The sequence below is a fragment of the Bradyrhizobium sp. Ken51 genome, assembly GCF_055807435.1.
In genome coordinates this window covers 14,350-39,852 of record NZ_JBVVPB010000010.1, presented here as the reverse complement: position 1 = coordinate 39,852, position 25,503 = coordinate 14,350, and the positions used below count along the sequence as shown (strand labels likewise).

General features: G+C 63.7%; 25 protein-coding genes. 14 read left to right on the top strand and 11 right to left on the bottom strand.

What is annotated here, in order from left to right:
• Nucleotides 1-13: 13 nt before the first annotated feature.
• Complete coding sequence (locus AC0L27_RS18335) at nt 14-853, bottom strand: uroporphyrinogen-III synthase (RefSeq protein ID WP_473319908.1); 840 nt, start codon at nt 851-853, stop codon at nt 14-16.
• Between the two features lie 141 nt (nt 854-994).
• Here AC0L27_RS18335 and purU point away from each other — a divergent pair, with 141 nt between their 5' ends.
• Nucleotides 995-1,858 (top strand): formyltetrahydrofolate deformylase, encoded by an 864-nt coding sequence (gene purU, locus AC0L27_RS18330; RefSeq protein WP_275170195.1) that lies wholly within the window; start codon nt 995-997, stop codon nt 1,856-1,858.
• Between the two features lie 40 nt (nt 1,859-1,898).
• Here the strand turns inward: purU and AC0L27_RS18325 are convergent, their stop codons facing one another.
• A complete protein-coding gene (locus AC0L27_RS18325) occupies nt 1,899-2,183 on the bottom strand; it encodes a hypothetical protein (RefSeq protein ID WP_354057963.1) in 285 nt (94 codons plus the stop codon).
• Between the two features lie 522 nt (nt 2,184-2,705).
• On the opposite strand from AC0L27_RS18325, the gene AC0L27_RS18320 reads away from it, so the two are divergent.
• From AC0L27_RS18320 to AC0L27_RS18295, 6 genes are all read left to right on the top strand, one after another.
• Nucleotides 2,706-3,896, top strand: a complete 1,191-nt coding sequence (locus AC0L27_RS18320; RefSeq protein WP_473319906.1) for an ABC transporter substrate-binding protein — start codon at nt 2,706-2,708, stop codon at nt 3,894-3,896.
• 155 nt (nt 3,897-4,051) lie between these two features.
• On the top strand, nt 4,052-4,921 hold the full coding sequence (locus AC0L27_RS18315) for a branched-chain amino acid ABC transporter permease (protein ID WP_007612509.1): 870 nt from the start codon (nt 4,052-4,054) through the stop codon (nt 4,919-4,921).
• A gap of 8 nt (nt 4,922-4,929) precedes the next feature.
• Entirely contained in the window at nt 4,930-5,958 is a 1,029-nt protein-coding gene (locus AC0L27_RS18310) for a branched-chain amino acid ABC transporter permease (protein WP_473308631.1), read from the top strand.
• On the top strand, nt 5,955-6,710 hold the full coding sequence (locus tag AC0L27_RS18305; RefSeq protein ID WP_473308632.1) for an ABC transporter ATP-binding protein: 756 nt from the start codon (nt 5,955-5,957) through the stop codon (nt 6,708-6,710). The genes AC0L27_RS18310 and AC0L27_RS18305 overlap by 4 nt, the downstream gene beginning before the upstream one ends.
• On the top strand, nt 6,703-7,419 hold the full coding sequence (locus AC0L27_RS18300) for an ABC transporter ATP-binding protein (protein WP_473319905.1): 717 nt from the start codon (nt 6,703-6,705) through the stop codon (nt 7,417-7,419). Before AC0L27_RS18305 ends, AC0L27_RS18300 begins: the two co-directional genes overlap by 8 nt.
• A 19-nt stretch (nt 7,420-7,438) precedes the next feature.
• On the top strand, nt 7,439-8,557 hold the full coding sequence (locus tag AC0L27_RS18295) for a cobalamin-independent methionine synthase II family protein (RefSeq protein ID WP_275169917.1): 1,119 nt from the start codon (nt 7,439-7,441) through the stop codon (nt 8,555-8,557).
• Nucleotides 8,558-8,779: 222 nt separating this feature from the next.
• On the opposite strand, the gene AC0L27_RS18290 is transcribed toward AC0L27_RS18295, so the two are convergent.
• Nucleotides 8,780-10,498, bottom strand: a complete 1,719-nt coding sequence (locus AC0L27_RS18290) for a caspase family protein (RefSeq protein WP_473308893.1) — start codon at nt 10,496-10,498, stop codon at nt 8,780-8,782.
• Nucleotides 10,499-10,670: 172 nt separating this feature from the next.
• Here AC0L27_RS18290 and AC0L27_RS18285 point away from each other — a divergent pair, with 172 nt between their 5' ends.
• From AC0L27_RS18285 to AC0L27_RS18270, 4 genes are all read left to right on the top strand, one after another.
• Nucleotides 10,671-12,026 carry a hypothetical protein gene (locus tag AC0L27_RS18285; protein ID WP_275170196.1) on the top strand — a complete coding sequence of 452 codons (1,356 nt, stop codon included), beginning with the start codon at nt 10,671-10,673 and terminating at the stop codon, nt 12,024-12,026.
• A 60-nt stretch (nt 12,027-12,086) separates the two neighbouring features.
• Nucleotides 12,087-13,283 carry a methionine adenosyltransferase gene (metK, locus tag AC0L27_RS18280; protein ID WP_354057977.1) on the top strand — a complete coding sequence of 399 codons (1,197 nt, stop codon included), beginning with the start codon at nt 12,087-12,089 and terminating at the stop codon, nt 13,281-13,283.
• 125 nt (nt 13,284-13,408) lie between these two features.
• Nucleotides 13,409-14,830: an adenosylhomocysteinase gene (ahcY, locus tag AC0L27_RS18275; RefSeq protein ID WP_473308894.1), complete on the top strand. Its 1,422-nt coding sequence runs from the start codon at nt 13,409-13,411 to the stop codon at nt 14,828-14,830.
• A gap of 158 nt (nt 14,831-14,988) precedes the next feature.
• Complete coding sequence (locus AC0L27_RS18270; protein ID WP_473319904.1) at nt 14,989-16,449, top strand: flavin-containing monooxygenase; 1,461 nt, start codon at nt 14,989-14,991, stop codon at nt 16,447-16,449.
• A gap of 19 nt (nt 16,450-16,468) precedes the next feature.
• Here the strand turns inward: AC0L27_RS18270 and AC0L27_RS18265 are convergent, their stop codons facing one another.
• Genes AC0L27_RS18265 through AC0L27_RS18255 form a run of 3 tightly spaced genes read right to left on the bottom strand, consistent with a single transcriptional unit; the run spans nt 16,469 to nt 18,708 of the window.
• The gene (locus AC0L27_RS18265) at nt 16,469-17,710 is read right to left on the bottom strand and encodes a YbfB/YjiJ family MFS transporter (RefSeq protein ID WP_473319902.1); all 1,242 of its coding nucleotides are present in this window, start codon (nt 17,708-17,710) and stop codon (nt 16,469-16,471) included.
• Between the two features lie 32 nt (nt 17,711-17,742).
• A complete protein-coding gene (locus AC0L27_RS18260) occupies nt 17,743-17,979 on the bottom strand; it encodes a tautomerase family protein (RefSeq protein ID WP_106946322.1) in 237 nt (78 codons plus the stop codon).
• An 18-nt stretch (nt 17,980-17,997) separates the two neighbouring features.
• On the bottom strand, nt 17,998-18,708 hold the full coding sequence (locus tag AC0L27_RS18255) for an SDR family NAD(P)-dependent oxidoreductase (protein WP_473308897.1): 711 nt from the start codon (nt 18,706-18,708) through the stop codon (nt 17,998-18,000).
• A 213-nt stretch (nt 18,709-18,921) separates the two neighbouring features.
• Here AC0L27_RS18255 and AC0L27_RS18250 point away from each other — a divergent pair, with 213 nt between their 5' ends.
• Nucleotides 18,922-19,845 (top strand): LysR family transcriptional regulator, encoded by a 924-nt coding sequence (locus tag AC0L27_RS18250; RefSeq protein ID WP_473308898.1) that lies wholly within the window; start codon nt 18,922-18,924, stop codon nt 19,843-19,845.
• A gap of 145 nt (nt 19,846-19,990) precedes the next feature.
• Entirely contained in the window at nt 19,991-20,146 is a 156-nt protein-coding gene (locus AC0L27_RS18245) for a hypothetical protein (protein WP_007612486.1), read from the top strand.
• Between the two features lie 21 nt (nt 20,147-20,167).
• On the opposite strand, the gene AC0L27_RS18240 is transcribed toward AC0L27_RS18245, so the two are convergent.
• The gene (locus tag AC0L27_RS18240) at nt 20,168-20,560 is read right to left on the bottom strand and encodes a hypothetical protein (protein ID WP_473319901.1); all 393 of its coding nucleotides are present in this window, start codon (nt 20,558-20,560) and stop codon (nt 20,168-20,170) included.
• A gap of 64 nt (nt 20,561-20,624) precedes the next feature.
• Nucleotides 20,625-21,167: a periplasmic heavy metal sensor gene (locus tag AC0L27_RS18235; protein ID WP_473308900.1), complete on the bottom strand. Its 543-nt coding sequence runs from the start codon at nt 21,165-21,167 to the stop codon at nt 20,625-20,627.
• A 131-nt stretch (nt 21,168-21,298) separates the two neighbouring features.
• Between AC0L27_RS18235 and AC0L27_RS18230 the strand changes: the two genes are divergently transcribed.
• Nucleotides 21,299-21,757 carry a YybH family protein gene (locus AC0L27_RS18230; protein ID WP_275170197.1) on the top strand — a complete coding sequence of 153 codons (459 nt, stop codon included), beginning with the start codon at nt 21,299-21,301 and terminating at the stop codon, nt 21,755-21,757.
• A 74-nt stretch (nt 21,758-21,831) separates the two neighbouring features.
• Here the strand turns inward: AC0L27_RS18230 and AC0L27_RS18225 are convergent, their stop codons facing one another.
• The 3 genes from AC0L27_RS18225 to galE form a co-directional block, all read right to left on the bottom strand.
• The gene (locus AC0L27_RS18225; protein ID WP_473308901.1) at nt 21,832-22,533 is read right to left on the bottom strand and encodes a fumarylacetoacetate hydrolase family protein; all 702 of its coding nucleotides are present in this window, start codon (nt 22,531-22,533) and stop codon (nt 21,832-21,834) included.
• A 35-nt stretch (nt 22,534-22,568) separates the two neighbouring features.
• Nucleotides 22,569-24,371 (bottom strand): ABC transporter ATP-binding protein, encoded by a 1,803-nt coding sequence (locus tag AC0L27_RS18220; protein ID WP_473308902.1) that lies wholly within the window; start codon nt 24,369-24,371, stop codon nt 22,569-22,571.
• 118 nt (nt 24,372-24,489) lie between these two features.
• The gene (galE, locus tag AC0L27_RS18215; RefSeq protein WP_473319900.1) at nt 24,490-25,503 is read right to left on the bottom strand and encodes a UDP-glucose 4-epimerase GalE; all 1,014 of its coding nucleotides are present in this window, start codon (nt 25,501-25,503) and stop codon (nt 24,490-24,492) included.

Below are 25,503 nucleotides of genomic sequence, written 5' to 3'. Positions count from 1 at the left end.
CGACGACGCGCGATCAACGCGCAGGAGCTTGCTTCCGCTCCGCGAGCGCCGTCGCCATGGCCGAGATCAGGGGCCGCATGAAATAGGCTTCGTCGGCCGGCGAGACGTCCGTGCGCAAACCATGCGCGGTGAGCTCGCCCGAGACCGCCGGTCCTACCGACGCGATCAGCGTCCGCTCGAGACCTGCGCGCAGCTTCGCCTCGCTGCCGTGGGCTTTCGCGGCTTCGATCAGCCGGCGGACCTGCCCGAGATTGGTCAGCGCGATGGAATCGATCCGCCCTTCGGCCATGTCGTCGATGGCGGTGACGATGTTGGCATCCGCCGCCTTGGAATCGTAGGCATAGGGCAGCACGCTATCGACCTCGGCCCCTTGCGCCGACAGCGCATCGGTCAGCGCGCTGTGATCCTTGTCGGGATAGAGCTGGAGGCCGAGGCGATGCCCCTTCAGGTCGAGATTGCCCAACATCTCGATCACGCCCTCGGTGGTCGGCTTCTCCGTGGTCTGCTGCGCCTCGAGCCCGACTTCGCGCAGTGCCTTGCCGGGCTTCGGGCCACGGGTGAATTTCCGCGATCCGGCAAGCGTCGCCACGAGGGCCTGATCGAGCCCTCGCGCGACGGCGAGCTTCATGATCCGCCGCAGTCCTTCGCCGGTCATCAGCACGAGATCGTCGAAGGGCTTGTCGATGGCACGGCGGATCCAGACCTCGACCGGGGCGGGGTCCGGTGCATCCTGTATGGTGAACATCGGGCATTGCACGACCTCGGCGCCTTGCTCGGCCAGCAGCTTCGAAAACTGCGCCTCCTCGCGCGTTTCGAGGATCAGGATGCGGGTGCCGTTCAAACGGTCGGCCATGAGCCTACTCCGGTCAGTCAAAGCAATGGTGCGTTCATCCTGACTCCACCGTCGGGATTGGCGCAAGGGTGGGGTCGGTGATAGAGCAGGGCGCGATCGCGGATCGTTCCGCAGCCGTTGCCCAAACCTTCATCAAGGCCCATGCCAGATCATCAATATGTCCTGACCCTGTCCTGTCCGGATCGTCCCGGCATCGTCTCGGCGGTGTCGACTTTCCTGGCCCATAACGGACAGAACATTCTCGACGCCCAGCAGTTCGACGACATCGAGACCAACAAGTTCTTCATGCGGGTGGTGTTCACCGCCGCCGATCTCGCCGTGGAGCTGTCGGCGCTCCAGACCGGCTTTGCCGCGATCGCCGAGCGTTTCGGCATGGAATGGCAGATGCGAGATCGCGCCGCGCTTCGCAAGGTGATGCTGCTGGTATCGAAGTCCGACCACTGCCTGGTCGACATCCTCTATCGCTGGCGCACCGGCGAGCTGCCGATGACTTTGGCCGCAATCGTCTCCAATCATCCGCGCGAGGTCTATGACGGGCTCGATTTCGGCGGGGTTCCATTCCACTATCTGCCTGTTACGAAAGAGACCAAGCGCGATCAGGAGGCGCAGATCCTCGACCTCGTCGCCAAGACCGGGACGGATCTCGTCGTGCTTGCCCGCTATATGCAGATATTGTCGGACGATCTCTCGGCAAATCTGTCGGGACGCTGCATCAACATCCACCACTCATTCCTGCCGGGTTTCAAGGGCGCAAAACCCTATCACCAGGCCCATGAGCGTGGCGTCAAGCTGATCGGCGCCACCGCGCATTACGTCACGCGCGACCTCGACGAGGGCCCGATCATCGACCAGGACGTCGAGCGCATCAGCCACCGCGATACCCCCGAGGATCTCGTCCGAAAGGGCCGCGATATCGAGCGCCGCGTGCTGGCGCGCGCGATTCGCTACCATCTCAACGACCGCGTCATCCTCAATGGCCGCAAGACCGTGGTGTTCGTGGATTGATTTGGCCCACCTCTCGCCGCAAGCGGCGAGAGGGCACGACTTAACGCACCGCGGTGCCGGAGGCCGAGCCCGTTGCGCCCTTCTGCGCCTGCTCTTCCTTTTCGCGATCCGCTGCCGGCATCAGCCGCTTGCGCTCGCGCTCCTTCATGTAGGCATCGTATTGTGGCGTGCCCGCCCGCGGCGGGGCGTCCGCCGGCAAGCCGCCGGCCCATTGCGGGACGTAGTCGCCCATGCCGGACGAGAGCTTTTCGTTGACGGTGCCGCAGCCGGACAGGCCCGCGGAGAGCGCGAGGAGGATCAGGAGGGAACGGAAGAATCTGGGCATTGTACGGGGGCGCGCGCGATCAGTCGTGTTGGACGCCAAGTCAGGCTGGCACCGGGAGAGTAGCCTTCAACAGGTAAAATAGACTTATTCGAGGTAGGTAACGTGCTACCGGAATATGTCGACCCCGAGCCTTGGCCGATGTGCAAATTCTGCAAACAAAAGACGAAATCCTCCATCCCCTCGGCTGGCTGCGTTTCTAGACTGCTGCAAGAGCTCGCGACAAAGTGGCTTGATTGGAGATGAAGCTTTTTCGTTGACAGGTCCATTTTGTTTGTACAATCGTACAAATGAAGGTGATCGTAGTCACGATGCCGAGGTTACCCGGACGTGACCCGATATCGCTTCTGCCGTCGACAATCGGAACGCTCGGCTTGCGCCGAATGGTCGCCAAACGTCCGATTGACAATAAGGGCGCGAAAGACGCCATGTGGCGCGCGACATCACGCGTGCGTGAGCTAAACCTAAGGACCGGGCACTCGGTCCGGCGCACAAGAGATCAGGAATGAAGGGGAGGGACATCTGATGTTCGAACGCAAACAACTGTCTCGTACGACTATTTGGGCCGCTGCAGCTACCGCCATCGCGGGCCTTGCGGCCATCGCTCCGGCCAGGGCTGAGGACAGCGTCAAGGTCGGCCTGATCCTGCCGATGACCGGCGGCCAGGCCTCGACCGGCAAGCAGATCGAGAACGCGATCAAGCTCTACATGCAGCAGAAGGGCGACACCGTCGCCGGCAAGAAAATCGAGATCATCCTCAAGGACGATGCTGCGATTCCGGACAAAACCAAGACCGCCGCGCAGGAGCTGATCGTCAACGACAAGGTCCATTTCATCGCCGGCTTCGGCGTGACGCCGGCCGCGCTCGCGGCGGCGCCGCTGGCCACGCAAGCCAAGATCCCGGAAGTCGTGATGGCGGCCGGCACCTCCATCATCACCGAGCGCTCGCCCTATATTGTGCGCACCAGCTTCACCCTGGCGCAATCCTCCACCATCATCGCCGACTGGGCGGTGAAAAACGGCATCAAGAAGGTGGCGACGCTGACCTCGGACTACGCGCCGGGCAATGACGCGCTCAACTTCTTCAAGCAGAACTTCACCGCCGGTGGCGGCGAGGTGGTCGAAGAGGTGAAGACGCCGCTTGCCAATCCGGATTTCGCACCGTTCCTCCAGCGTATGAAGGATGCCAAGCCTGAGGCGATCTTCGTGTTCGTGCCGGCCGGCCAGGGCGGCAACTTCATGAAGCAGTATGCCGAGCGCGGGCTCGACAAGGCCGGCATTAAGGTGATCGGACCGGGCGACGTGACCGACGACGATCTCCTCAACAACATGGGCGACGCCGTGCTGGGCACGGTCACCGCGCACCTCTATTCGGCGGCGCATCCCTCGCAGATGAACAAGGATTTCGTCGCGGCCTACAAGAAGGCGTACGGAAACCGGCCGGGCTTCATGGCAGTGAGCGGCTATGATGGCATTCACCTGATCTACGAAGCGTTGAAGAAGACCAATGGCGACACCGACGGCACCAAGCTGGTCGAAGCCATGAAGGGCCAGAAGTGGGAGAGCCCGCGCGGGCCGATCTCGATCGACCCCGAGACCCGCGACATCGTGCAGAACATCTACATCCGGAAGGTCGAGAAGGTCGACGGCGAGCTCTATAACGTCGAGTTCGCGACCTTCGAGGCCGTCAAGGATCTCGGCAAGACTAAGAAGTAACGCGCGAAAGCGCGTCATCCCCGAGCGCGCATCGGGGATCTCGCCCGCCACTCTCGTCATGACCGGGCTTGACCCGGGCAACGACGCGAGAGCCGAACCAAGAACGTGGATGGCCGGGACAAGCCCGGCCATGACGATAACTCCAAGCTGAGACGATGACCTCAATCCTCACCAACCTGTTCGATGGCGTTGCCTACGGCATGCTGCTGTTCGTGCTGGCTTGCGGGCTCGCGGTCACGCTCGGCTTGATGAACTTCGTCAACCTCGCCCATGGCGCCTTCGCCATGGCCGGCGGCTATGTCTGCATGGTGCTGGTCAACCGGATGGGCTGGCCATTCTTCGCTGCATTGCCGCTTGCCTTCGTCTCCTCTGCTGCGATCGGCATCGTGCTCGAGCGCACGCTGTACCGACACCTCTATGCGCGCAGCCATCTCGATCAGGTGCTGTTCACGATCGGCCTCACGTTCATGTCGGTCGCGGCCGTCGACTACATCCAGGGCTCCTCGCGGGTCTTCATCAACTTGCCGGCAGCGCTCCAGGGCCAGTTCGACGTGTTCGGAGTCGGCATCGGCCGCTACCGCCTGATGATCATCGTGATCTGCGGGCTGCTCACCATTGGTCTCCAGATGGTGCTGGCCAAGACGCGGTTCGGCAGCCGTCTGCGCGCCGCGGTCGACGATCCCCGCGCCGCGAGCGGCCTCGGCATCAACGTGCCGCAGGTGTTCGCTTTCACATTTGCCTTTGGTTGCGGCCTGGCCGGTCTCGGCGGCGCGCTGAGTGCCGAAATCCTCGGCCTCGACCCGTACTTTCCGCTGAAATTCATGATCTACTTCCTGATCGTGGTCACCGTGGGCGGCTCGTCCTCGATCACCGGCCCGTTTCTGGCCTCGCTGCTGCTCGGCATCGGCGACGTCGCTGGCAAATATTACGTCCCGAAGATGGGGCCTTTCGTGATCTACACCATGATGATCGTGATCCTGATCTGGCGCCCGAACGGTCTGTTCGGCCGCACGGCCGCGCGTTGAGTTCGCCGATGAGCGTCTCCTCCGACGTCGGCTATCACGCCCAGCGCAAGGCCCGCTGGCATTATGGCGAGGCCGCTTTCTGGCTGATCGTGCTGGCCTGCGGCTTCGTATTTCCCACGCGTTATTTGATCATGACGGACATCCTGCGGCTCGCGCTGTTTGCGATGTCGCTCGATCTGATCCTCGGCTACGCTGGCATCGTCTCGCTCGGCCATGCCGCCTTCTTCGGCGTCGGCGCCTACGCGGCGGGGCTTCTTGCGCTGCACGGAATCATCAACGAACCCGTGCTTGCGCTTGTCGTCGCCGGCCTTGTCGCGATGGTGCTCGGCTTCGCCACCAGCTTCCTCGTGATCCGCGGCGTCGACCTGACGCGGCTGATGGTGACGCTCGGCATCGCGTTGTTGCTCGAGGCGCTGGCCGAACGCTTCTCCAACATCACCGGCGGCACCGACGGCCTGCAGGGTATCGAGATGCAGCCGATCTTCGGTGAGATCCCATTCGATATGTTCGGCAAGACCGGCTTCTTCTATTCGCTCGCCGTTCTGTTCTTGTTGTTCCTGTTCGCCCGCCGCGTCGTGCATTCGCCGTTCGGACTGTCATTGCGCGCGATCAAGAACAACCCGCTGCGCGCGGCCGCTATCGGCATCCCCGTCAACCGCCGCTTGATTGCGATCTACACGCTCGCAGCGTTCTATGCCGGCATCGCAGGCGCGCTGTTCACCCAGACCACCGCGATCGCCTCGCTCGATGTGTTCTCCTTCGAGCGCTCGGCGGACCTGATGCTGGTGCTCGTGATCGGCGGCACCGGCTATCTCTACGGCGGGCTGATCGGCGCAGTGCTGTTTCGTATGCTGCAGGAATTGTTCTCGACCATCACCCCGCAATACTGGCAGTTCTGGATCGGCCTCGTGCTCGTCGTGATCGTCCTTATCGGCCGGCAGCGACTGCATCGCTGGATGTTGTATGTGCCCAATCTGGTCATCAGGCAGATAGCCGGGCGCAAGGCCGTCGTCGCCGTGCCGGAGAGCGACGCATGACCATCGCGCTCGAAACCCAAAGTCTCGAAAAGCAGTTTGGCGGTCTGCGTGTCACTCGCGACTTGTCGCTAAAAATCGAACAAGGCGCCCGTCACGCGCTGATCGGCCCGAACGGCGCCGGCAAGACCACGGTCATCAACCAGCTCACCGGCGTGCTCAAGCCGAACTCGGGCCGCATCCTGCTCGAAGGCCAGGACATCACGGATCTGCCCGTGCACAAGCGCGTGTTGCGCGGCTTGTCGCGCACCTTCCAGATCAACCAGCTCTATCCCGACCTGACCCCGCTCGAGACCATCGGTCTCGCTGTCTCAGAGCGCCTCGGCCATGGCGGCGACTGGTGGCGGCGGATGGGTACGCGCAGCGACGTCAACGGCGAGATCGCCGACCTCCTGACGCGCTTCCACCTGCTCGACGTCATGAACGAACAGACCGTAACGCTGCCTTACGGCAAGCAGCGCCTGCTCGAGATCGCGGTCGCGATCGCCGCCAAGCCGCGCGTGCTGCTGCTGGACGAGCCCGCCGCCGGCGTGCCCGAGAGCGAGCGCCACGACATTCTCGCCGTGGTAGGCAGCCTGCCGCGCGACGTCACCGTGCTGCTGATCGAGCACGACATGGACCTCGTGTTCTCCTTCGCCGACCGCATCTCTGTCCTGGTCTCCGGCGCGCTGCTCACCGAAGGCCCGCCCGAGCAGGTTGCGCGCGACCCGCAGGTCAAGGCGGTCTATCTCGGCGAGGAGGCGGTCAATGTCTGACCTGCTCGCGATCGACTCGCTTCGAGCCGGCTACGGCGAGGCCATGGTGCTGCCTAACATGTCGCTGCGTCTAGCCGAAGGTCAGGTGCTGGCGCTGTTGGGGCGCAACGGCACCGGCAAGACCACGCTGATCAACTCCATCGTCGGCGTCACCCGTCGCTTCTCCGGCACTGTCGGGCTGGGTGGTACCGACGTCACGACCTTGCGGCCGGACCAGCGGGCGCGCGCCGGGATCGGCTGGGTGCCGCAGGAGCGCAACATCTTCCGCTCTCTCACGGTGGAGGAGAACATGTCCGCAGTGGCCCAGCCCGGCCCCTGGACCGTCGAGAGGGTTTACGAGATGTTCCCGCGGCTGAAGGAGCGGCGTAGCAATTTCGGCAACCAGCTCTCCGGCGGCGAGCAGCAGATGCTGGCGATCGGCCGCGCGCTGACCCTCAATCCGAAAGTGCTTCTCCTGGACGAGCCGACCGAGGGCCTCGCCCCCATCATCGTCGAGGAGCTCTTGAAAGCGATCGGGACCATCACGCGGGCGGGCGGCATCTGCTCGATCATCGTCGAGCAGAATGCCCAAAAGATTCTGGGGCTGGCCGACCGTGTTGTGATATTGGAGCGCGGAACGATCGTCCACGACGCTCCGAGCGCCGCGCTGAAGGCCGACCCGTCGGTCCTCGAGCGCCACCTCGGCGTCGCAGGGGCGGCGGCCCATTAAAAATAACTGGGAGTAAGAAATGCAGCGAACCAAAGCCCCCTTCCGCGCCGACGAGGTCGGCAGCCTCCTGCGTCCCGCCAAGATCAAGGAAGCCCGCGCCAGGCTGGAGAAGGGCGAGATCTCGGCCGACGATCTGCGCAAGATCGAGGACATGGAGATCGAGAAGGTCGTGCATAAGCAGGCCTCGCTCGGCCTGAAGCTCGCGACCGACGGCGAATTCCGCCGCTCCTGGTGGCATTTCGACTTCCTGGCCAAGCTCACCGGCTGCGAAATGTTCCACCCCGACACGGGCATCCAGTTCGCGGGCGTCGAGACGCGGCATGACGCGGTGCGGGTGATCGGCAAGCTCGATTTCCCCGATGACCACCCGATGCTGGATCACTTCCGCTTCCTGAAGAAGGTCGCCGACCAGGCCCACGTCACCGCCAAGATGACGATCCCTTCGCCGGCGGTGCTGCACTTCCGCGGTGGCCGCAAGGCGATCTCCAAGGACGTCTATCCCGATCTCGACGCCTTCTACGAGGACCTCGGCAAGACCTACCGCAAGGCCGTGAAGGCGTTCTACGACGCCGGCTGCCGCTATCTCCAATTCGACGACACCGTGTGGGCCTATCTCTGCTCGCCGGACGAATTGCAGAAGGCGCGGGAGCGGGGCGACAATCCCGAGGGCCTCCAGCAGATCTATGCGCGCGTCATCAACTACGCGCTGGCCGAGAAGCCCGCCGACATGGTGGTGACGACGCATGTCTGCCGCGGCAATTTCCGTTCGACCTGGATTTCGTCAGGCGGCTACGAGCCGGTTGCCGAGACCATGCTCGCCGGCACCAATTACGACGGCTATTTCCTCGAGTACGACAGCGACCGTGCCGGTGGCTTCGAGCCGCTGCGCTTCCTGCCCAAGGGCAACAAGGTCGTCGTGGTCGGCGTCATCACCTCGAAGTTCGGTGAGCTCGAGAACAAGGACGCGATCAAGCGCCGTCTCGAGGAAGCCGCCAAGTTCGCCCCGCTGGAGCAGCTCGCCCTCTCCCCGCAGTGCGGTTTTGCGTCGACGGAGGAAGGCAACGTCCTCTCCGAAGAGGAGCAGTGGGCCAAGCTCAGCCTCGCCGTCGAGATCGCAAAGGAAGTGTGGGGCAATTGAGCTCTACGCAGCCCGTCTCGTGAGTGACGGTTAACCGGTGCAACACCCTCGGTGTCGTCCCGGCGAAGGCCGGGACCCATACCCCAAGGGAGATGTTGTGACGCCAAGGCGGCAACTCCGAGTCTTCGCCAAACTACGTCCTGTGGTTATCGGTCCCGGCCTTCGCCGGGACGACACTGAGTATGAGCACGACGCTTCGCCTCACCGCAGCAGACACGCCCCTCACTTCTCCGCCAGATAGACCTCGCCCAGCAGCGACGAGTTCGACCACGGCACCTGCTTGTTCTTCGTGGTCGACACCACCTCGGCCCGCACCCGCGTCAGCATCTGCTGCACTTCCAGGCCCGGCGTGCCGAGATGGCGGGAGAGCGCGGCGGAGAACGGCGAGTTGGCACCCTCGCCGTCGAGCGCGACCTGGCCCGGTGCAGTGGCGAAGGCGATCAGCGTGCCGGCGCCGAGCGTCGCACCGGCTCCGAGACTCGTTGGCGCCGCGAGGCCTGAGGCAGCTTCGATGGTGCGGCTGGTGCCGGCCGATGCGACCTGCTGTGCCATCGGATTGTTGCGGCAGGCATCGAAGATCAAAATATTGGTGCGGACCTGGTCGTCGAGGCCGGCCATGATCGTGTCCATGTCGATCATCGCCTCCGTCATCCTCGCGCCCGGCTTGAGTTCGACGTCGACGGGAATGAGATAGTTGCGGCCGTCGACCTGCACACCGTGGCCGGCATAGTAGACCACCACGACCTGTGCTCGCGCCGCCTCCCGCAAGAAGTCACGCGTCATCTTCTGCATCGCCGCGCGGTCGAGGTCGACGCCTTCTGACACGGTGAAGCCGATGTTGCGCAGGCTCTTCGCAACGGCGCGAGCGTCATTGGGGGGATTCGGCAGGGCCTTTACATGCGCATAGGCGCCATTGCCGATGATCAGCGCCATGCGCGTGCCGCGCGCAGCTGGAGCAGGCGAGGGGGGCGACGCGGCACCCGTCTGCTGGGGAGCCGGTGCCTGCGCGGGCTCCGTCGTCGGTGACGGCGCATCGCGCGGGATCGGCACGCTAGCGTCGGTGACCAGCGACAGCCGCACCTTTGCAGTGGCCTGATTGGCCTTGCTGCCGGCATCGGAAGCCACGATCGCCAGCGTCGCCTTGTAGTCGTCCCTCGCGTGCGCGTAGTCGCCTTTCGCCTCATAGGCCAGCGCGCGATGGGCGTAGCCCGAGACCAGAACGCTGTTCGGCGGCGTCATGATATTGACTGGCGGCTTCTCTTTCGCGAGCCGGATCGCTTCGCTGCCGTCGGCAATCGCGCGATCGTAATCGCCTCTGACACGCCAGATCGCGGTCCGGTTGATCAGCGGCTGCGGCAGCGTCGGGTCGAGCCGGATCGCCTGGTTGATGTCGGCCAGCGCGCCGTCGAGATCGCCAAGTGCCTCCTTCGCGATGCCGCGGTTCTGGAACGAGAACGCCGATCTGGGATCAGCTTTGATCGACATATCGTAATCGGCAATGGCCTTGGCGAAGTCGCCCTTGCCGCGCCAGGCATTGCCGCGATTGTGGAAGATGGTAGCGCTCGGCGGGCCTAGCTTCAGCGCGTTGTCGAAATCGGCGATCGCAATCTCGTACTCGCCTCTGTCGTAGTAGGCCGATCCCCTGAGATTATAGGCCGCCTGGCTCGGCTGGAGCCGGATCGCTTCCGTGGCGTCGGTGATGACCTTCGGGTAATCGCCCTTCTTGTTCCAGCCTACCGCGCGCCAGAAGTAGACCGTCGCGAGCTGCTCGCCTTTGAACACCTTCAGCGCAATGATCTTGGTGCAGGCGTCGATCATCTGGTCGGCCGGCGTGGTGTCGGTGGTGCAGAGCGGCCCGAGCTGGTTGCGCGCCTGCGCAAAAGCGGATGCCGACCACAGGGTTGCGGCGAGCACGAAGAGCGCGACGAGCAGGCGACGCATTGGCGGTGGTCCCGTTGAGGAGAGGCGTCTGTTTGTTGCCCGGCAGCGCGTGGGGGTTCACGGCCTCGCTATTGTCCACACGGCAAACCAGGTGGATGTATCCCTATTCCCTCAGTGGGCAGATTTTGCTAGGAGGCATTACCCAACCCTTTTGCCCACTGCGTCCCACTTCATGAAGAATGACGAAATCCTGAGCCAAATCACCGAGTTCTGCCGTAAGGCGGACATGGCGGAGTCGACGTTCGGCCGGCGCGCGGTGAACGATGGGAAGCTCGTGCACCGCCTGCGCGAGGGCAAGCGCATCACGATCGATACTCTGGACCGGATCCAGGCCTACATGGCCGCATCGATGGCCGGCGGCGTGCCGCCCCCGCGCGGACTTCAGGTGCCGCCCGAAAAGCGCGATCCGCGTGGCAATTTCCGCTTTTTCGAGAATCGCCAGAAATACCTGCTGTTCGTCCACACTTGCAGCGAGAAGCGGGTGGTCGCCGAGCGCGTGGCGCTGGAGCTTGCCAGCATTCATCCCCGGCCACCGGCGCTGCGCGTGTTCGATGCCGGCGTTGGCGACGGCACGGTGCTGGCGCGCGTGCTCCGCTCGATGCATCAGCGCTTTCCGCACATGCCGTTTTATGTCGCCGGCAAGGAGCTCAGTCTCGAGGACCTCCGCCTGACCCTGGACAAGGTGCCGGATCGCATTTTCGAGCATCCGGCCTCGGTGTTCGTTTTTACCAACATGCTCTACGCGGAGGCGCCCTGGCTCACGCCGGCATCGCCCGCGGCAGCCGCCGCGACCGTCTGGCACGAGGTTCCCTTGCGGGGTGCTTCCTCGGGCGAGTTCGAGACGCAAATTACGGAATTGAAGCCGTTTTTGGAGCAAAACTGGCGCGCGGCGGTCAGCCCCCGCACCGGGATGCCGCTCTATGAGCGTCCCGTCGTGCTGGTGCTTTACCGTGAAGACCAGCGGTTTCTGCTCGATTCGACCATTCCACGGCCGGGCCAGGCCGAAGCAAATTTCGACCTCGTTATTGCATCCCAGCCATACCGCGCGCTGTCTTCGGTTAATTTCAGGGCGAAACGGATCATTGCGCCCCTGGCGAGGGCCTTGCGGGCAGGCGGCCGCCTGATCGGAATTCACTCCCACGGCCAGGATCCGGGCATGGAGATGATCCAGGCGATCTGGCCTGGAGAAAATCCTTTCTCGGTGAGCCGTCATGAGCTATTGCGCGCGGTGAAGTACGAGCTCGGCTCGGTGGGCCGCGACTTAAATTTTAATGCTTATGCAGATAACCGCTCGATCTTCAGGTATGATATGGAAGCGCTGCCCAACGAGGTGACAGGCACTATCGGAACCTCGACGGCCTTTGCAGCCTGGAATGCGGCGGTGTATGTCGCTCAGATTGAGGACGACCGGTTGACGGAAATGACTCAAAACGGCCGCACTCTGGATGCCGCCAGGGACGTGCTGCGAAAGTACAATGGGCTCTGGTTTCTCGACGAATCCTACGTCATCTCGCGCCGGCGTGATTGACATCATTCAAAGCTAAATATCGCAACGCCCGCCAGCTAGCGGCGGAACAAGGGGTTACTGATGCGCGCGTCCTATCTCTTCACCAGCGAGTCCGTGTCCGAAGGCCATCCGGACAAGGTGTGCGACCGGATCTCCGACGAGATCGTCGATCTGTTCTACCGCGAAGGACCGAAAGCCGGCATCGATCCCTGGCAAATTCGCGCCGCCTGCGAAACCCTCGCGACCACCAACAAAGTCGTAATCGCCGGTGAGACCCGCGGTCCCGCATCCGTCACCAACGAGCAGATCGAAGGCGTCGTCCGCGACGCGATCAAGGACATCGGCTACGAGCAGGAAGGTTTCCACTGGCAAAAGGCCGATATCGAGATCCTGCTGCATCCGCAGTCCGCCGACATCGCGCAGGGCGTCGATGCGCTGCAGCCGGGCGAAGTCAAGGAAGAGGGCGCTGGCGACCAGGGCATCATGTTCGGCTACGCCACCAACGAGACGCCCGATCTGATGCCGGCGCCGATCTTCTACGCCCACAAGATCCTCCGCCTCATCTCCGAAGCGCGCCACTCGGGCCGCGAGAAGGTGCTGGGCCCGGACTCCAAGAGCCAGGTCACCGTGCAGTACGAGAACGGCAAGCCCGTTGGCGTGCGCGAGATCGTGGTGTCGCATCAGCATCTGGTCGAGGACATCTCGTCCAAGCAGATTCGCGACATCGTCGAGCCCTATGTGCGCGAGGCGCTGCCGAAGGACTGGATCACGGCGAAGACGATCTGGCACATCAACCCGACCGGCAAGTTCTACATCGGCGGTCCCGACGGCGATTCCGGCCTGACCGGCCGCAAGATCATCGTCGACACCTACGGTGGTGCGGCCCCGCACGGCGGCGGCGCGTTCTCCGGCAAGGATCCGACCAAGGTCGACCGCTCCGCGGCTTACGCTGCCCGCTACGTCGCCAAGAACATCGTCGCGGCCGGTCTTGCGGATCGCTGCACGCTGCAGCTCGCCTACGCCATCGGTGTGGCGCGTCCGCTGTCGATCTACATCGACACCCACGGCACCGGTAAGGTGTCGGAGGATCAGCTCGAGAAGGCCGCCGCCAAGGCGATGGATCTCACCCCGCGTGGCATCCGCAGCCATCTCGATCTCAACCGCCCGATCTACGCGCGCACCTCCGCCTACGGCCATTTCGGCCGCACGCCCGACAACGAGGGCGGTTTCTCCTGGGAGAAGACCGATCTCGTCGAAGCGCTCAAGCGCGCGGTCTGATCGCCGACGTCATTCCCGGGACGCCGCGACAGCGGCGAACCCGGAATTCTACCATCGTATCGAGATTCCGGGCTCGCCTCTCCAGGGCGACCCGGAATGACCAATTCAACAACAGGACGCCCGCAATGAACGCGAAGCCCGGCTTCACCGATTACATCGTCAAGGACATTTCGCTCGCCGATTTCGGCCGCAAGGAGCTCTCGCTCGCCGAGACCGAGATGCCCGGCCTGATGGCCACCCGCGAGGAGTACGGCCCGAAGCAGCCGCTGAAGGGCGCGCGTATCGCCGGCTCGCTGCACATGACGATCCAGACCGGCGTGCTGATCGAGACGCTGGCAGCGCTCGGCGCCGACATCCGCTGGGTCTCCTGCAACATCTATTCGACGCAGGACCACGCCGCGGCGGCAATCGCAGCCGCCGGCATTCCGGTGTTCGCCGTCAAGGGTGAGAGCCTTACCGAGTATTGGGACTACACCGCCAAGCTGTTCGACTGGCACGGCGGCGGTCACCCGAACATGATCCTCGACGACGGCGGCGACGCCACCATGTACGTCCATCTCGGTCTGCGCGCCGAGAACGGCGACACCAAGTTTCTGGACAATCCGGGTTCAGAAGAAGAGGAAGTATTCTTCGCGCTTCTGAAGAAGCAGCTCAAGGAGAAGCCGAAGGGCTACTTCGCCGAGATCGCCAAGAGCATCAAGGGCGTTTCCGAAGAGACCACCACGGGCGTGCATCGTCTCTATGACATGCAGAAGGCCGGCACGCTGCTATGGCCGGCCATCAACGTCAACGACAGCGTCACCAAGTCGAAGTTCGACAACCTCTATGGCTGCCGTGAATCGCTGGTTGACGGCATCCGCCGTGGCACCGACGTGATGATGTCCGGCAAGATTGCGATGGTTGCGGGCTTCGGCGACGTCGGCAAGGGTTCGGCCGCCTCGCTGCGCCAGGCCGGCTGCCGCGTCATGGTCTCCGAAGTCGATCCGATCTGCGCGCTGCAGGCGGCGATGGAAGGCTATGAAGTCGTGACCATGGAAGACGCCGCGCCCCGCGCCGACATCTTCGTCACCGCGACGGGCAACAAGGACATCATCACGATCGAGCACATGCGCGCGATGAAGGATCGCGCCATCGTCTGCAACATCGGTCACTTCGACAACGAGATCCAGATCGCGGGTCTGCGTAACCTGAAGTGGACCAACATCAAGCCGCAGGTCGACGAGATCGAATTCCCCGACAAGCATCGCATCATCATGCTGTCGGAAGGCCGCCTCGTGAACCTCGGTAACGCGATGGGCCATCCGTCCTTCGTGATGTCGGCCTCCTTCACCAACCAGACGCTGGCGCAGATCGAGCTTTTCGCCAACAACAAGGACGGCAAGTACAAGAAGGAAGTCTACGTGCTGCCGAAGTCGCTCGACGAAAAGGTCGCGCGCCTGCACCTCGCCAAGATCGGCGTCAAGCTCACCGAGCTGCGCAAGGACCAGGCCGACTACATCGGCGTCAAGCAGGAAGGTCCTTACAAGTCGGACCATTACCGGTACTGATCCGCTGATCGTATCCATTATCGACGCAAAGCCCCGGAGCGATCCGGGGCTTTGTTGTTTTGAGCGCGACGCACCTGTTTCCTCCCGGTTGTGTCAGGCCGATTGCCAGTTGACGAGCGACGATCCCGGTCAGACAATCCTCGGCTGCGGAGGAAACAATGGCTCAAGACCATTTCGACGTGCTGATCGTCGGTGCCGGCCTGTCCGGCATCGGCGCGGGCTTCCACCTGCAGACGAAATGTCCAGGCAAGAGCTATGTCATCCTCGAGGGCCGCGCCTGCATCGGCGGGACCTGGGACCTGTTTCGCTATCCCGGCGTCCGCTCCGACAGCGACATGTTCACGCTGGGCTATTCCTTCAAGCCCTGGACCGATCCGAAGGCGATCGCCGACGGCGCGCAAATTCTCAACTACGTTCGCGAAACCGCGGCCGAGAACGGCATCGAGAAGCACATCCGCTTCCATCATCGCGTCAAGCGTGCGGCGTGGTCGACGAGTGAGGCGAGCTGGACCGTCGAGGCCGAGCGCATCACCGGCCAGGGCGCGGCAGAAGCCGTGCGCTTCACCTGCAATTTCCTGTTCATGTGCTCGGGCTATTACAAATACGAGGCGGGCTACACGCCGGAGTTCAAGGGTGCGGCGGATTTCGCCGGCCGCATCGTGCATCCGCAGAAATGGACCGACGACATTGACTGCGCCGGCAAGCGCGTCGTCGTGATCGGCTCGGGCGCGACCGCGGTGACTCTGGTGCCGGAGCTCGCCAAGACGGCCGCGCAGGTCACCATGCTCCAACGCTCGCCGACCTATGTGGTGTCGCGCCCGGCGCAGGATCCCGTCGCCAACAAATTGCGGCGCAATCTGCCGACGCGGCTTGCCTATCACCTGATCCGCTGGCGCAACGTGATGTGGGGGATGTTCTTCTTCCAGCTCAGTCGGCGCCGTCCTGCGAAGGTGAAGGAGCTGGTTCTCAAGGGCGTGCAGATGGCGCTCGGGCCCGACTACGACGTCGCGACCCATTTTACGCCGCGCTACAATCCCTGGGACCAGCGACTCTGCCTCGTGCCGGATGGCGATCTGTTCAAGGCGATCCGCGAGCAGCGCGCGTCCGTGGTCACAAAAGAGATCGACACGTTCACGCGCGACGGCATCCGGCTGAAGGACGGCAGCGAGCTTGCGGCGGACATCATCGTGACCGCGACGGGACTGGTGCTCCAGGTCGTCGGCGGTCTCGAAATCAGTGTCGACGGCCGTATCGTCGATTTCGCCAACACGCTGACCTACAAGGGCATGATGTATGCGGACGTACCTAACATGGCCTCTGCCTTCGGCTACACTAACGCATCATGGACGCTGAAATGCGACCTGACCTGCGAGTATGTCTGTCGGCTCATCAACTACATGGACCGGCACAATTTCCGGCAGTGCGTGCCGCATAATGACGATTCCACGATTACCGTGCAGCCGTCGCTCGATTTCACCTCGGGTTATGTGCAGCGCTCGGTCGCAAAGATGCCGAAGCAAGGCTCGAAGCAGCCGTGGCGGCTCTACCAGAACTACGCGCTCGACATCGTCTCATTGCGGTTCGGCCGGATCGACGACGGCGTGATGCAATATTCCTGATCGCGACGACCTCCGCGTTCTATGCCTTGCGCGTGGTAAGCGGCAGCGCAAGATCAATCGCGAGTGCGAGCACCACGGCGCCGCCGCCCAGCGCAAACAGGCCGAGATAATCGCCGCCGGTCTGCGCATAGATCCAGGAGAAGCCGTAGGCCGCGGCCGCCTGGAACAGCGCAAAGCTGGTCGTGGCATGGCTCCATGTCGTGCGCTGCTGCTCGGCGGAGTGTGGGACCAGCTCATGGATGCGTCCGAGCACGAGCGGTACGATGCCGGGTGTGAAGCCGCCGACCACCACGCTCGACACGATCAGCGAGAAAGGCGCGGTACTGACCGTCGGGAGCAGCACGGCGGCCGCTTCGATCAGGAAGGCGGCGCGCAGCGCGGGCCCAAACCCGGCGCGGTCGCCGAGATGACCGGTGATCAGCGGGCCGACGATTGCGCCAAGGCCATAGAGCACCCAATAGTGCGATCCCGCGGCGATACCCTGGCCGAGGCCGCGCGCGACAAAGTCGACGATGAAGACCATGTGCGGCACCAGCGCCACCGCGTTGAGGCCGTATTGGACGAGCAAGCCGCGACCAACGGGCGAAGCGTGGTCGTGCTTCGCGCGATACGATGGCACGGTATCGGCTTTGACTTCAGCAGGCCAGTTCCACCAGCTCACCAGCGTGAGCGTGCCCGAGAGCACGCCAAGGCCATACCAACTCTGTTGCAAGCCTTGCTGTAGCAGCAGTGGCACCAGCGTGCCCGATGCGGCGACACCGAGCCCGACGCCCGCAAAGATCACCCCGCCGACGATGCCGCGCCTCGCGGCCGAGATATGCGGCAGAATGACGGAGGCCGCCAGCACCATGATGATTCCACCGGTGAGCCCCGACAGGAAGCGCCAGGCGAAGAACCAGGTGAACGACACCGGGGTTGAACTGCCAAAAAAAGATAGAGTGGCGAGCAACATCATCGCCCGCACGGCACGGACGGCGCCGATGCGCGCGGCCACGGCCCGCGCCGCGAGCGCGCCGGCGAGATAGCCGGCCAGGTTCGAAGCACCGAGATAGACGATGTCTGACGCAGCGAACCATTTCGCGGCGATCAGGGCCGGGATCAGCGGCGTGTACGAAAAGCGCGCGAGGCCAAGTCCGACCAGCGATGCGGATAATCCTGCCACCGCATATCGCCAGGTTTGCCGGGAAGCTGCTTGTGATGCCGCTCCCGGCCGCCGTTGCGGCCGGGTATCGTGCTTGGGATTTGCATTGAATTCGGCCATCTCATTCTCCTGCGCGCGCGATGGCGCGCGGATCAACCTGTCCGGGCGGCGCGGCGCCGCCGGAATTCCGGCACAGGCAGGCCGCCCCAGCCCCAGTTCTCGAGGTCGACTTCCTCGATCACGACAAAGGTGGAATCGAGCGGCTTGCCGAGCACGTCGAGCAGGAGCTCGCTCGATCCCTTGATCAACGCCGCCTTCTCCTCCGCCGTGAGCGAGGCCGTTCCCGGCGTCGTTCCTTCGCGAGTCACTTGAATGGTGACAATGGGCATGTCGTCTCTCCTCTTGGGCTAATGGCCGGCGCTCTGGCCGCCGTCGACATGCAGGATCTCGCCGGTGACGAAGGCGGCACCCTCGAGATAGAGCACGGCGTCGACGATGTCGGACATCTCGCCCATATGGCCGACGGGATGCAGCGCATCGAGCTGGGCGTGTGTCGCGACGGGATGCATCGGCGACTTGATGATGCCGGGCGACACCGCGTTCACGCGGATACCGCGCTTGGCATATTCGATCGCGAGCGACCTGGTCGCGGCGCTCAACCCACCCTTGCTCAGCGAGGCCAGCACCGAGGGCACATTCGAATTGGCCTGGTCAACCAGCGTGGTTGTGATCTGGACAACGTGGCCGGACCCCTGCTTCTCCATCTCGCCGATGGCAAGCTGCGTGACGTGGAAGAAGCCCGCGACGTTGGTGCCCATCACCGCCGCATAGTCCTCCGCCGTGTACTGCGTGAACGGCTTTGCGACGAAAATGCCGGCGTTGTTGACCAGCGTGTCGACACGGCCAAAGCGGGAGATGGCTTGCGAGACCACGCGCTCGGCGGTGGCCCGCTCGGAAATGTCGCCGGGAACGGCGAGGACATCATCGTCGGCCGACGGCTTGATCGAGCGTGCCGTTGCGACGACACGATAGTTGCGATCGCGAAAACCCTGGACCAGGGCGGCACCGATGCCCTGCGAAGCACCGGTGATGATGGCAACCTTCTGTTCGACACCCATGATGGGCTCCTGTTGTTGGCTTTCAGAACCTGCGCCAGCAGTGGCTGGCTTGGCGGATGAAATACGCCGCAGCGGGCCGGCTGCGAATATGCGCTGTCCGGCAGACACTCTTTCGCGGTGCGAACGAATGCCGGGCCGGCGCCAGCGGTGGTTGCTGCAGCGTGAGCGAACGCCTAGCTTGCAATCGGAGTTCGATGGGCTGGTGGGAGACGTATGGATCGTCTGGATGCGATGAAGGTGTTTGTCCTTGCGGTGGACGAGGGCAGCCTCGCGGCTGCGGGCCGCAAGCTCGGCCGTTCGCCGGCGGCGGTGAGCCGCGCCATTGCGTTCCTGGAGCAGCGGGTCGGTGCCGAGCTGCTGCACCGGACCACACGTTCGATCAAGCTGAGCGAGGAGGGCGAGCGCTATGTCGCGGTCTGTCGCCGCGTGCTCACCGAACTGGAGGAGGCCGACGATATCACGGCCGGGCCGCGCACGGCACCCCGCGGCCTGCTCACGATCACTGCCCCTGTGGTGTCGGGCGAGATGGTGCTGCGGCCGATCCTCGATGCGTTTCTCGACGCCTATCCGACCGTGTCGGCAAAACTCCTGTTGTTCGATCGCGCCGTCAATCTGATCGAGGAGGGGGTCGACGTCGCGCTCCGCATCGGCCATCTCGCGGATTCGGCGATGGTCGCGATGCGGGTCGGCGAGATCAGCCGCGTCGTGGTGGCATCACCACGCTATCTGAAGCAGCACCCGCGGATCACCGAGCCCGGCGATCTCGCCAAGCACCAGATCGTTGCGATGGCCCACCTTCCCAATTCCTGGACCTTTGCGCCGCAAGCCGGCTCGTCGGCTGCCCGCACGGTGCAATTCAGTCCGCGCCTCGTCGTCAACAGCACTTATGCGGCGGTGGCCTCGGCCGTCGCCGGCCGCGGCGTGGCGCGGATGTATTCGTATCAGGTGGGTGAGCAGGTCGCGCGCGGCGAGCTCGAGATCGTGCTTGCCGGCGACGAGGATCCCGAGATGCCCGCGCATTTGATCTGTCCGCAGGGCCGGCTCTCGGTGCCGAAGGTGCGGACCTTCACGGACTTTGCGGTGCCGCGGCTGAAGAAACAGTTCGCTCAGCTCAAGAACAGCATCACTGCGCGGTGAGCCGCTGCACCCCGGGCAATGCGTTGTTTTGCGTATACGGCCGCTCAGGTGAATCGGCCATGCTGCGCGAACGGTTAACGCCGGATTAACCGCGGAGTCCTAGCCTGTCTCGGCCGGGGTTACTTGCAAGGCCGAGGTGAGCCCAATGGAAGCCCAGAGAATCGCGGTCGACGCCGTCGTCGCGTTGACCGATTGCGACCGCGACGCCGTCATCGCATTCATCCGCCGCCTGTATCTCGCCGGCGTCACAGACCCCAAGCGCCTGACCTTCAAGGGTCTCCAGGCCCTGTCACGGGCGTGACCAGGGCCCCGTACAATCTATTTACTGGAGGGTCGGATCGCTGATCCGGATTGACGTGACGCGGTCCGCCTGCACTTCGAATGAGAAGGGCCATGGGTGATAGGTCCAGAACTCGGTCTTCTCTAGCCCGCTCGGCCCGACATGGAAGGGGTCGCCGAACTGCGCCATCAGTTTCTCGGTGCTGCCGCCGAGATTGATGTAGTTGAAGCTGTAGCCGGGGGCCGGTGCCGGCCCGCTGACCTGAAGCGCGATCACGCGGTTCGCTTTCGCGGTTGCGGCGAGATAGGGAAACTGATCGGCCTTGCCGAGGAAGTACATATTATTCGTGGCGTTGTTCGCCGGCGGTAGCTTGCGGTGCGGTTCGCCGAGCGCCACGCTCAAATATTCGCTGACGGCGCTGATCCTCGGCCTCATCGTGCTGTCGGCTTTGCGCTGATCGCGTTTGCATTGGGTGGCGAAGCAGACCGCCAGCATTTTTCTAATGACGGTGCTTGTGTCCTTCGGAGCTATCGGGCCGTTGGTAACCTCGCAGCTCCGCGTATCGCTGCATTTGCCTCTGATCGAGCAGGGCGGTTGTCGACAGATGATATTTGAGATGGCTTTCGCGGAGCAGTGCCTGGGTTTCCGAAATGGCAAGGAGGGCCGCCTTGAGTGACTCCGATGTCACGACGCGGGTGAAGAAGAGCCGGTCCAATTCCGTTTCCTGCTCGAGCAGCTTGTTACCCAGCGGGACCGCCTCCTGCTTCATGGCATCGAAGAGGCGCTGAACCTGGATGCGCTGGTCCGCGGTCAAATCAAGCCAATCACCTAGCTCAAGAACATGACTCGGACCGGGATATCCATTGAGCTCGGCAGCAAGCGCTAGGCCCATGCCACGTCCGGCTCGAAGATCGTCGATCTGCTGGTGCGACAGCGCCTTGATAGGGCGATGCTCAAGGCCAGCATAAGGCTGACTGGACTGCGCGCTGGCAACGTCGCACGAGACGATAAGCGTGGCTGCAAGCAGGAGAAGGCGTCTCATGAGTCTGGCTCCATGAAATCGGCCCGGTTCGTCGATCGATCTCCACCGGTGCTCTCCGCGTATCTTGCTGGACGGTTCGCCCCATGGCAACAAAGAGTGCCGCGATTGAGTTGCCGAACATGGAGCAGGCGATGGCGTCCTTGCCGACCGCGAATACCGAGATCACGCTGTACTTTCGCCACTGGTTGGAAACCTTCGCGGGTTATGTCCGCGAGGTCGACTATGCTTCGGCGCGGCCGCTCTTCCATCCGGATGTGCTGGCCTTCGGCACCCACAACGACGTTATCCCCGGCCTCGACCAATGGGTCACGACGCAATGGGACAACGTCTGGCCGAAGACGTCCGACTTCCGTTTCGTCGTCGACCAGGCCTCGATGCTGGCATCGTCCGATGGCACGATGGCGACCGTGATCGTGCCGTGGACGAGCACAGGCTATCATCCCGACGGCAGCGCGTTTCCGCGCCCGGGCCGGGCCACGATGGTGTTTTCAAGGCATCGTGATGATTGGCTGTGCGTGCATTCCCACATGTCGCTCAATCGCGGTGTGCCGCAGGCAAGCCACGCCGATCGGCCGGTGAAGGCCCGGTAGATCGGCATCCGCCGTCGAAATACAAAAGGCCCCGGACTTGCCCGGGGCCTTTTTATTTAGAGCCGCCGTGAGCCTTACTCTGGCTGGCCGATCGAGACCTTCAGCGTACCGACGCCGTCGACGCCGCATTCGAGCTTGTCGCCGGGCTGGAGCTGCGACACGCCGGCCGGCGTGCCCGTCATGATGATGTCGCCGGCGGCGAGCTTCACCTGCTGCGAGAGCTGCCAGATAATCTCAGGCACGTTCCAGATCAGCTCGGTGAGGTCGCCTTTCTGCGCTTCGTTACCGTTGACCGTGAGCCAGATCTTGCCCTTGGCGGGATGACCGATCTTCGATGCCGGCTGCACCGCGGAGCAGGGCGCCGAATAGTCGAACGACTTACCGATCTCCCAGGGACGCTCCTTCTTGCGGGAGGCGATCTGGAGGTCGCGGCGGGTCAAGTCGATGCCGACGGCATAGCCGTAGACATGGTCGAGCGCCTTGTCGGCGGGGATGTTCAGCCCGCCGCTCTTCATCGCGACGATCAGCTCGACCTCGTGATGCAAATCCTTGGTCAGCGGCGGATAGGGAATGGTGGCGCCGTCGGGCACCAGCATGTCGGCGTGCTTGGCGAAGAAGAACGGCGGGGCGCGCTCGTCATTGCCCATCTCGCGGATGTGCTCGAGATAGTTGCGGCCGACGCACCAGATGCGGCGCACGGGAAAACGGCCGCTTTCCCCGACGACGGGAAGCGAAGCCTGGGTCGGAAGCGGGATGACGTAGGAGGCGGCGTTCATGGTGCGATCTCGCTGCTCTTGAGGTGAAGGGAACTCTATGCGGTTGCGCTGATCGGCGCCAGAGCGCCGGCGTCGTGATGTTGCAGGCGGAAGAACGACGCATAGCGTCCGCCGCGGCGGAGCAGCTCGTCGTGCCGGCCCTGCTCGACGATCTCGCCGCCCTCGACCACCAGGATCGCATCGGCGTGCATGATGGTGTGCAGGCGATGCGCGATCACGATGGTCGTGCGGTTCTGGCAGAGATGCTCGATCGCCTCCTGCACCTGCCGCTCGGACTCCGAATCGAGCGCGGCGGTGGCTTCGTCGAGCAGGATGATCGGCGCGTTCTTGATCAGCGCGCGCGCCACCGCGATACGCTGGCGCTGGCCGCCGGACAGCTGCGTGCCGTGCTCGCCGACGGGCGTGTCGTAGCCGAGCGGGAAGCCCATGATGAAGTCATGCGCGCAGGCTGCTTTCGCAGCGTCGATGATCTGGTCTTCGGTTGCGCCCGGCTTGCCGAAGGCGATGTTGCTGCGGATGGTGTCGCGGAACAGATAGACGTCCTGGCCGACATAGGCGGTCTGAGCCCGCAGCGATCTTCGCGAGACCGCGCCGATCGACTGGCCGTCGATCACGATGTCGCCTTGCGTCACCTCGTAGAAGCGCAGCAGCAACGCCAGCACCGTCGATTTGCCGCCGCCGGAGGGGCCGACCAATGCGGTGACCTTGCCGGGCTCGGCAACAAAACTCATGCGGTTGAGGACGGTCTCACCGTTGCGATAGGAGAAGCTGACGTCGCGCAGCTCGATACGGGCAGTCGACAGTTTCAGCGCCGGCTTGTCGTCGTCGGAATGCTCGCTCGCGGGGCTGTCGACGACTTCGAGCAGCATGCGTGCGCCGACGAGCTGGCTGTTGAGGTCGATGTTGAGCCGCGCCAGCCGCTTGGCCGGCTCGGTCGCCATCAGGAAGGCGGTCATGAAGGAAAAGAACGCGCCGGGCGTGGCGTTGAGGGCGACCACGCTGTAGCCGCCATAGAGCAGGCAGCCGGCGACCGCGAAGCCGCCGAGCATCTCCATCAGCGGGTTGGAGCGGTTGGCGACGCGGGCCATCTTGTTGGCGTTGCGCTCGACAATCGCGATGTTCTCGTCGATGCGGTTCTGCATGGTGTCTTCGAGCGTGAACGCTTTCACCGTGCGGATGCCCTGCAGCGATTCCTGCATCGTCTCGAGAATGTCGGCGGTGCCGGTGAACTGGTTGTAGGCGAGGCCCTTGATGCGCTTGACCAGCTTGCGCAGCACCAGCATCGCCGGCGGCACGGCGACGAGGCCGATGAACGACATCACCGGATCCTGCCACACCATCACGCCGATCATGGCGAGCAGCATCATGAGGTCGCGCCCGACCGCATTGACCAGCATGTTGAGGACATCGGTGATGGACTTTGCGCCGGCCGTCAGCCGCGCCAGAAATTCCGACGAATGCCGCTCGGAGAAGAAGCCGACGCTCTCGCGCATCAGCTTGGCGAACAGCTGGCGCTGGTTGGTGGCGAGGATGGCATTGGAGATCTTGGTCAGGATCACCATGTGGCCGTAAGTCGCCACGCCCTTGATGAAGAGCAGGATCACCGTGATGCCCGAGAACATCGCGATACCCGGGATGTTCTTGTCGACATAGGCCTGGTTGATGACCTGGCCGAGCACGTAGGTCGCGCCCGCGGTCGATCCGGCGGCAAGCGCCATCAGCGCGAAGGCGACGAGATAGCGCCGCCAGTAGATGATCCCCTGTTCCGTGACCAGGCGGCGAATCAGCACCGCTGCCGCATAGGGATCGTCGGTGATTTTCTTTGGAAACTGAGCCATCCGCAGTCCATTGACGGCACAGGAATAAGCCTGCCCGCGCGTCAGGGATCGAACGGCCTCTGTGCCCGCTAAGCCAGCGCTTTTCAAGCCCAATTAAGGGCTTGCGCCCGGATGGAATCTAGGCCGAGGCGGCGTGGCGGAGCTCGCCGTGACGCTCGCGGAACAGCTTGTCCTCCCAGGCCAGCGCATGGGCTGCAATGGTCTCGAGGTCGTCGTATTGCGGCTTCCAGTCGAGCAGGCCGCGGATGCGGCTGGTGTCGGCGACCATGGTCATGATGTCGCCGGGCCGGCGCGGGGCGTATTGCACGGCGAAGCTGCGGCCCGAAACACGGCGTACCGCGTCGATGGTCTCCAGCACGGAGTAGCCGCGGCCATAGCCGCAATTGAGCGTCGTCGAGGCGCCGCCGTTGCGCAAATAGGCGAGCGCCGAGCGATGCGCCTGCGACAGGTCCGTGACATGGATGAAGTCGCGGATGCAGCTGCCGTCCGGGGTCGGATAGTCGGTGCCGAACACGTCGATCTTGGCGCGCTGGCCGGTCGCGGCTTCCACCGCGATCTTGAGCAAATGCGTGGCGCCGGCGGTGGCAAGGCCGATGCGGGCCTGCGGATCGGCACCCGCAACGTTGAAATAGCGCAGGGTCACGTATTGCATGCCGTAGGCGGCAGCGACGTCGTGCAGCATGATCTCGGTCATCAGCTTCGACGAACCGTAGGGCGACAATGGCCGTGTCGGCGCATGCTCGGGCACCGGCACCTGGTCCGGATCGCCGTAGACCGCAGCGGTCGAGGAGAAAATGAAGCGGTCGATGCCGCGCTTGACCGCGACATTGAGCAGGTTGCGCGCGGTCGTGAAGTTGTTGCGGTAATAGCCGAGCGGATCGCGCATCGAATCCGGCACGACCACCGAGCCAGCGAAATGGATGATGCTCTCGATGTTGTGCTGGGCGATCACGCCTTCGAGGAGGTTCTCGTCGCCGGCATCGCCAATGAACAGCGGCACGCCTTCGGGCAGATAGGCCGAGAAGCCGGTGGAGAGATCGTCGATCACGACGACGTCCTCGCCGGCTTCCGCCAGCGCCAGAACCGTGTGGCTTCCGATATAGCCGGCACCGCCGGTGACAAGCACAGTCAT

Excerpts from the sequence above, each read along its gene's own strand:
- AC0L27_RS18335 (WP_473319908.1), bottom strand. The coding sequence starts at position 853 with ATGGCCGACCGTTTGAACGGCACCCGCATCCTGATCCTCGAAACGCGC.
- purU (WP_275170195.1), top strand. The coding sequence starts at position 995 with ATGCCAGATCATCAATATGTCCTGACCCTGTCCTGTCCGGATCGTCCC.
- AC0L27_RS18325 (WP_354057963.1), bottom strand. The coding sequence starts at position 2,183 with ATGCCCAGATTCTTCCGTTCCCTCCTGATCCTCCTCGCGCTCTCCGCG.
- AC0L27_RS18320 (WP_473319906.1), top strand. The coding sequence starts at position 2,706 with ATGTTCGAACGCAAACAACTGTCTCGTACGACTATTTGGGCCGCTGCA.
- AC0L27_RS18315 (WP_007612509.1), top strand. The coding sequence starts at position 4,052 with ATGACCTCAATCCTCACCAACCTGTTCGATGGCGTTGCCTACGGCATG.
- AC0L27_RS18310 (WP_473308631.1), top strand. The coding sequence starts at position 4,930 with ATGAGCGTCTCCTCCGACGTCGGCTATCACGCCCAGCGCAAGGCCCGC.
- AC0L27_RS18305 (WP_473308632.1), top strand. The coding sequence starts at position 5,955 with ATGACCATCGCGCTCGAAACCCAAAGTCTCGAAAAGCAGTTTGGCGGT.
- AC0L27_RS18300 (WP_473319905.1), top strand. The coding sequence starts at position 6,703 with ATGTCTGACCTGCTCGCGATCGACTCGCTTCGAGCCGGCTACGGCGAG.
- AC0L27_RS18295 (WP_275169917.1), top strand. The coding sequence starts at position 7,439 with ATGCAGCGAACCAAAGCCCCCTTCCGCGCCGACGAGGTCGGCAGCCTC.
- AC0L27_RS18290 (WP_473308893.1), bottom strand. The coding sequence starts at position 10,498 with ATGCGTCGCCTGCTCGTCGCGCTCTTCGTGCTCGCCGCAACCCTGTGG.
- AC0L27_RS18285 (WP_275170196.1), top strand. The coding sequence starts at position 10,671 with ATGAAGAATGACGAAATCCTGAGCCAAATCACCGAGTTCTGCCGTAAG.
- metK (WP_354057977.1), top strand. The coding sequence starts at position 12,087 with ATGCGCGCGTCCTATCTCTTCACCAGCGAGTCCGTGTCCGAAGGCCAT.
- ahcY (WP_473308894.1), top strand. The coding sequence starts at position 13,409 with ATGAACGCGAAGCCCGGCTTCACCGATTACATCGTCAAGGACATTTCG.
- AC0L27_RS18270 (WP_473319904.1), top strand. The coding sequence starts at position 14,989 with ATGGCTCAAGACCATTTCGACGTGCTGATCGTCGGTGCCGGCCTGTCC.
- AC0L27_RS18265 (WP_473319902.1), bottom strand. The coding sequence starts at position 17,710 with ATGGCCGAATTCAATGCAAATCCCAAGCACGATACCCGGCCGCAACGG.
- AC0L27_RS18260 (WP_106946322.1), bottom strand. The coding sequence starts at position 17,979 with ATGCCCATTGTCACCATTCAAGTGACTCGCGAAGGAACGACGCCGGGA.
- AC0L27_RS18255 (WP_473308897.1), bottom strand. The coding sequence starts at position 18,708 with ATGGGTGTCGAACAGAAGGTTGCCATCATCACCGGTGCTTCGCAGGGC.
- AC0L27_RS18250 (WP_473308898.1), top strand. The coding sequence starts at position 18,922 with ATGGATCGTCTGGATGCGATGAAGGTGTTTGTCCTTGCGGTGGACGAG.
- AC0L27_RS18245 (WP_007612486.1), top strand. The coding sequence starts at position 19,991 with ATGGAAGCCCAGAGAATCGCGGTCGACGCCGTCGTCGCGTTGACCGAT.
- AC0L27_RS18240 (WP_473319901.1), bottom strand. The coding sequence starts at position 20,560 with ATGAGGCCGAGGATCAGCGCCGTCAGCGAATATTTGAGCGTGGCGCTC.
- AC0L27_RS18235 (WP_473308900.1), bottom strand. The coding sequence starts at position 21,167 with ATGAGACGCCTTCTCCTGCTTGCAGCCACGCTTATCGTCTCGTGCGAC.
- AC0L27_RS18230 (WP_275170197.1), top strand. The coding sequence starts at position 21,299 with ATGGCGTCCTTGCCGACCGCGAATACCGAGATCACGCTGTACTTTCGC.
- AC0L27_RS18225 (WP_473308901.1), bottom strand. The coding sequence starts at position 22,533 with ATGAACGCCGCCTCCTACGTCATCCCGCTTCCGACCCAGGCTTCGCTT.
- AC0L27_RS18220 (WP_473308902.1), bottom strand. The coding sequence starts at position 24,371 with ATGGCTCAGTTTCCAAAGAAAATCACCGACGATCCCTATGCGGCAGCG.
- galE (WP_473319900.1), bottom strand. The coding sequence starts at position 25,503 with ATGACTGTGCTTGTCACCGGCGGTGCCGGCTATATCGGAAGCCACACG.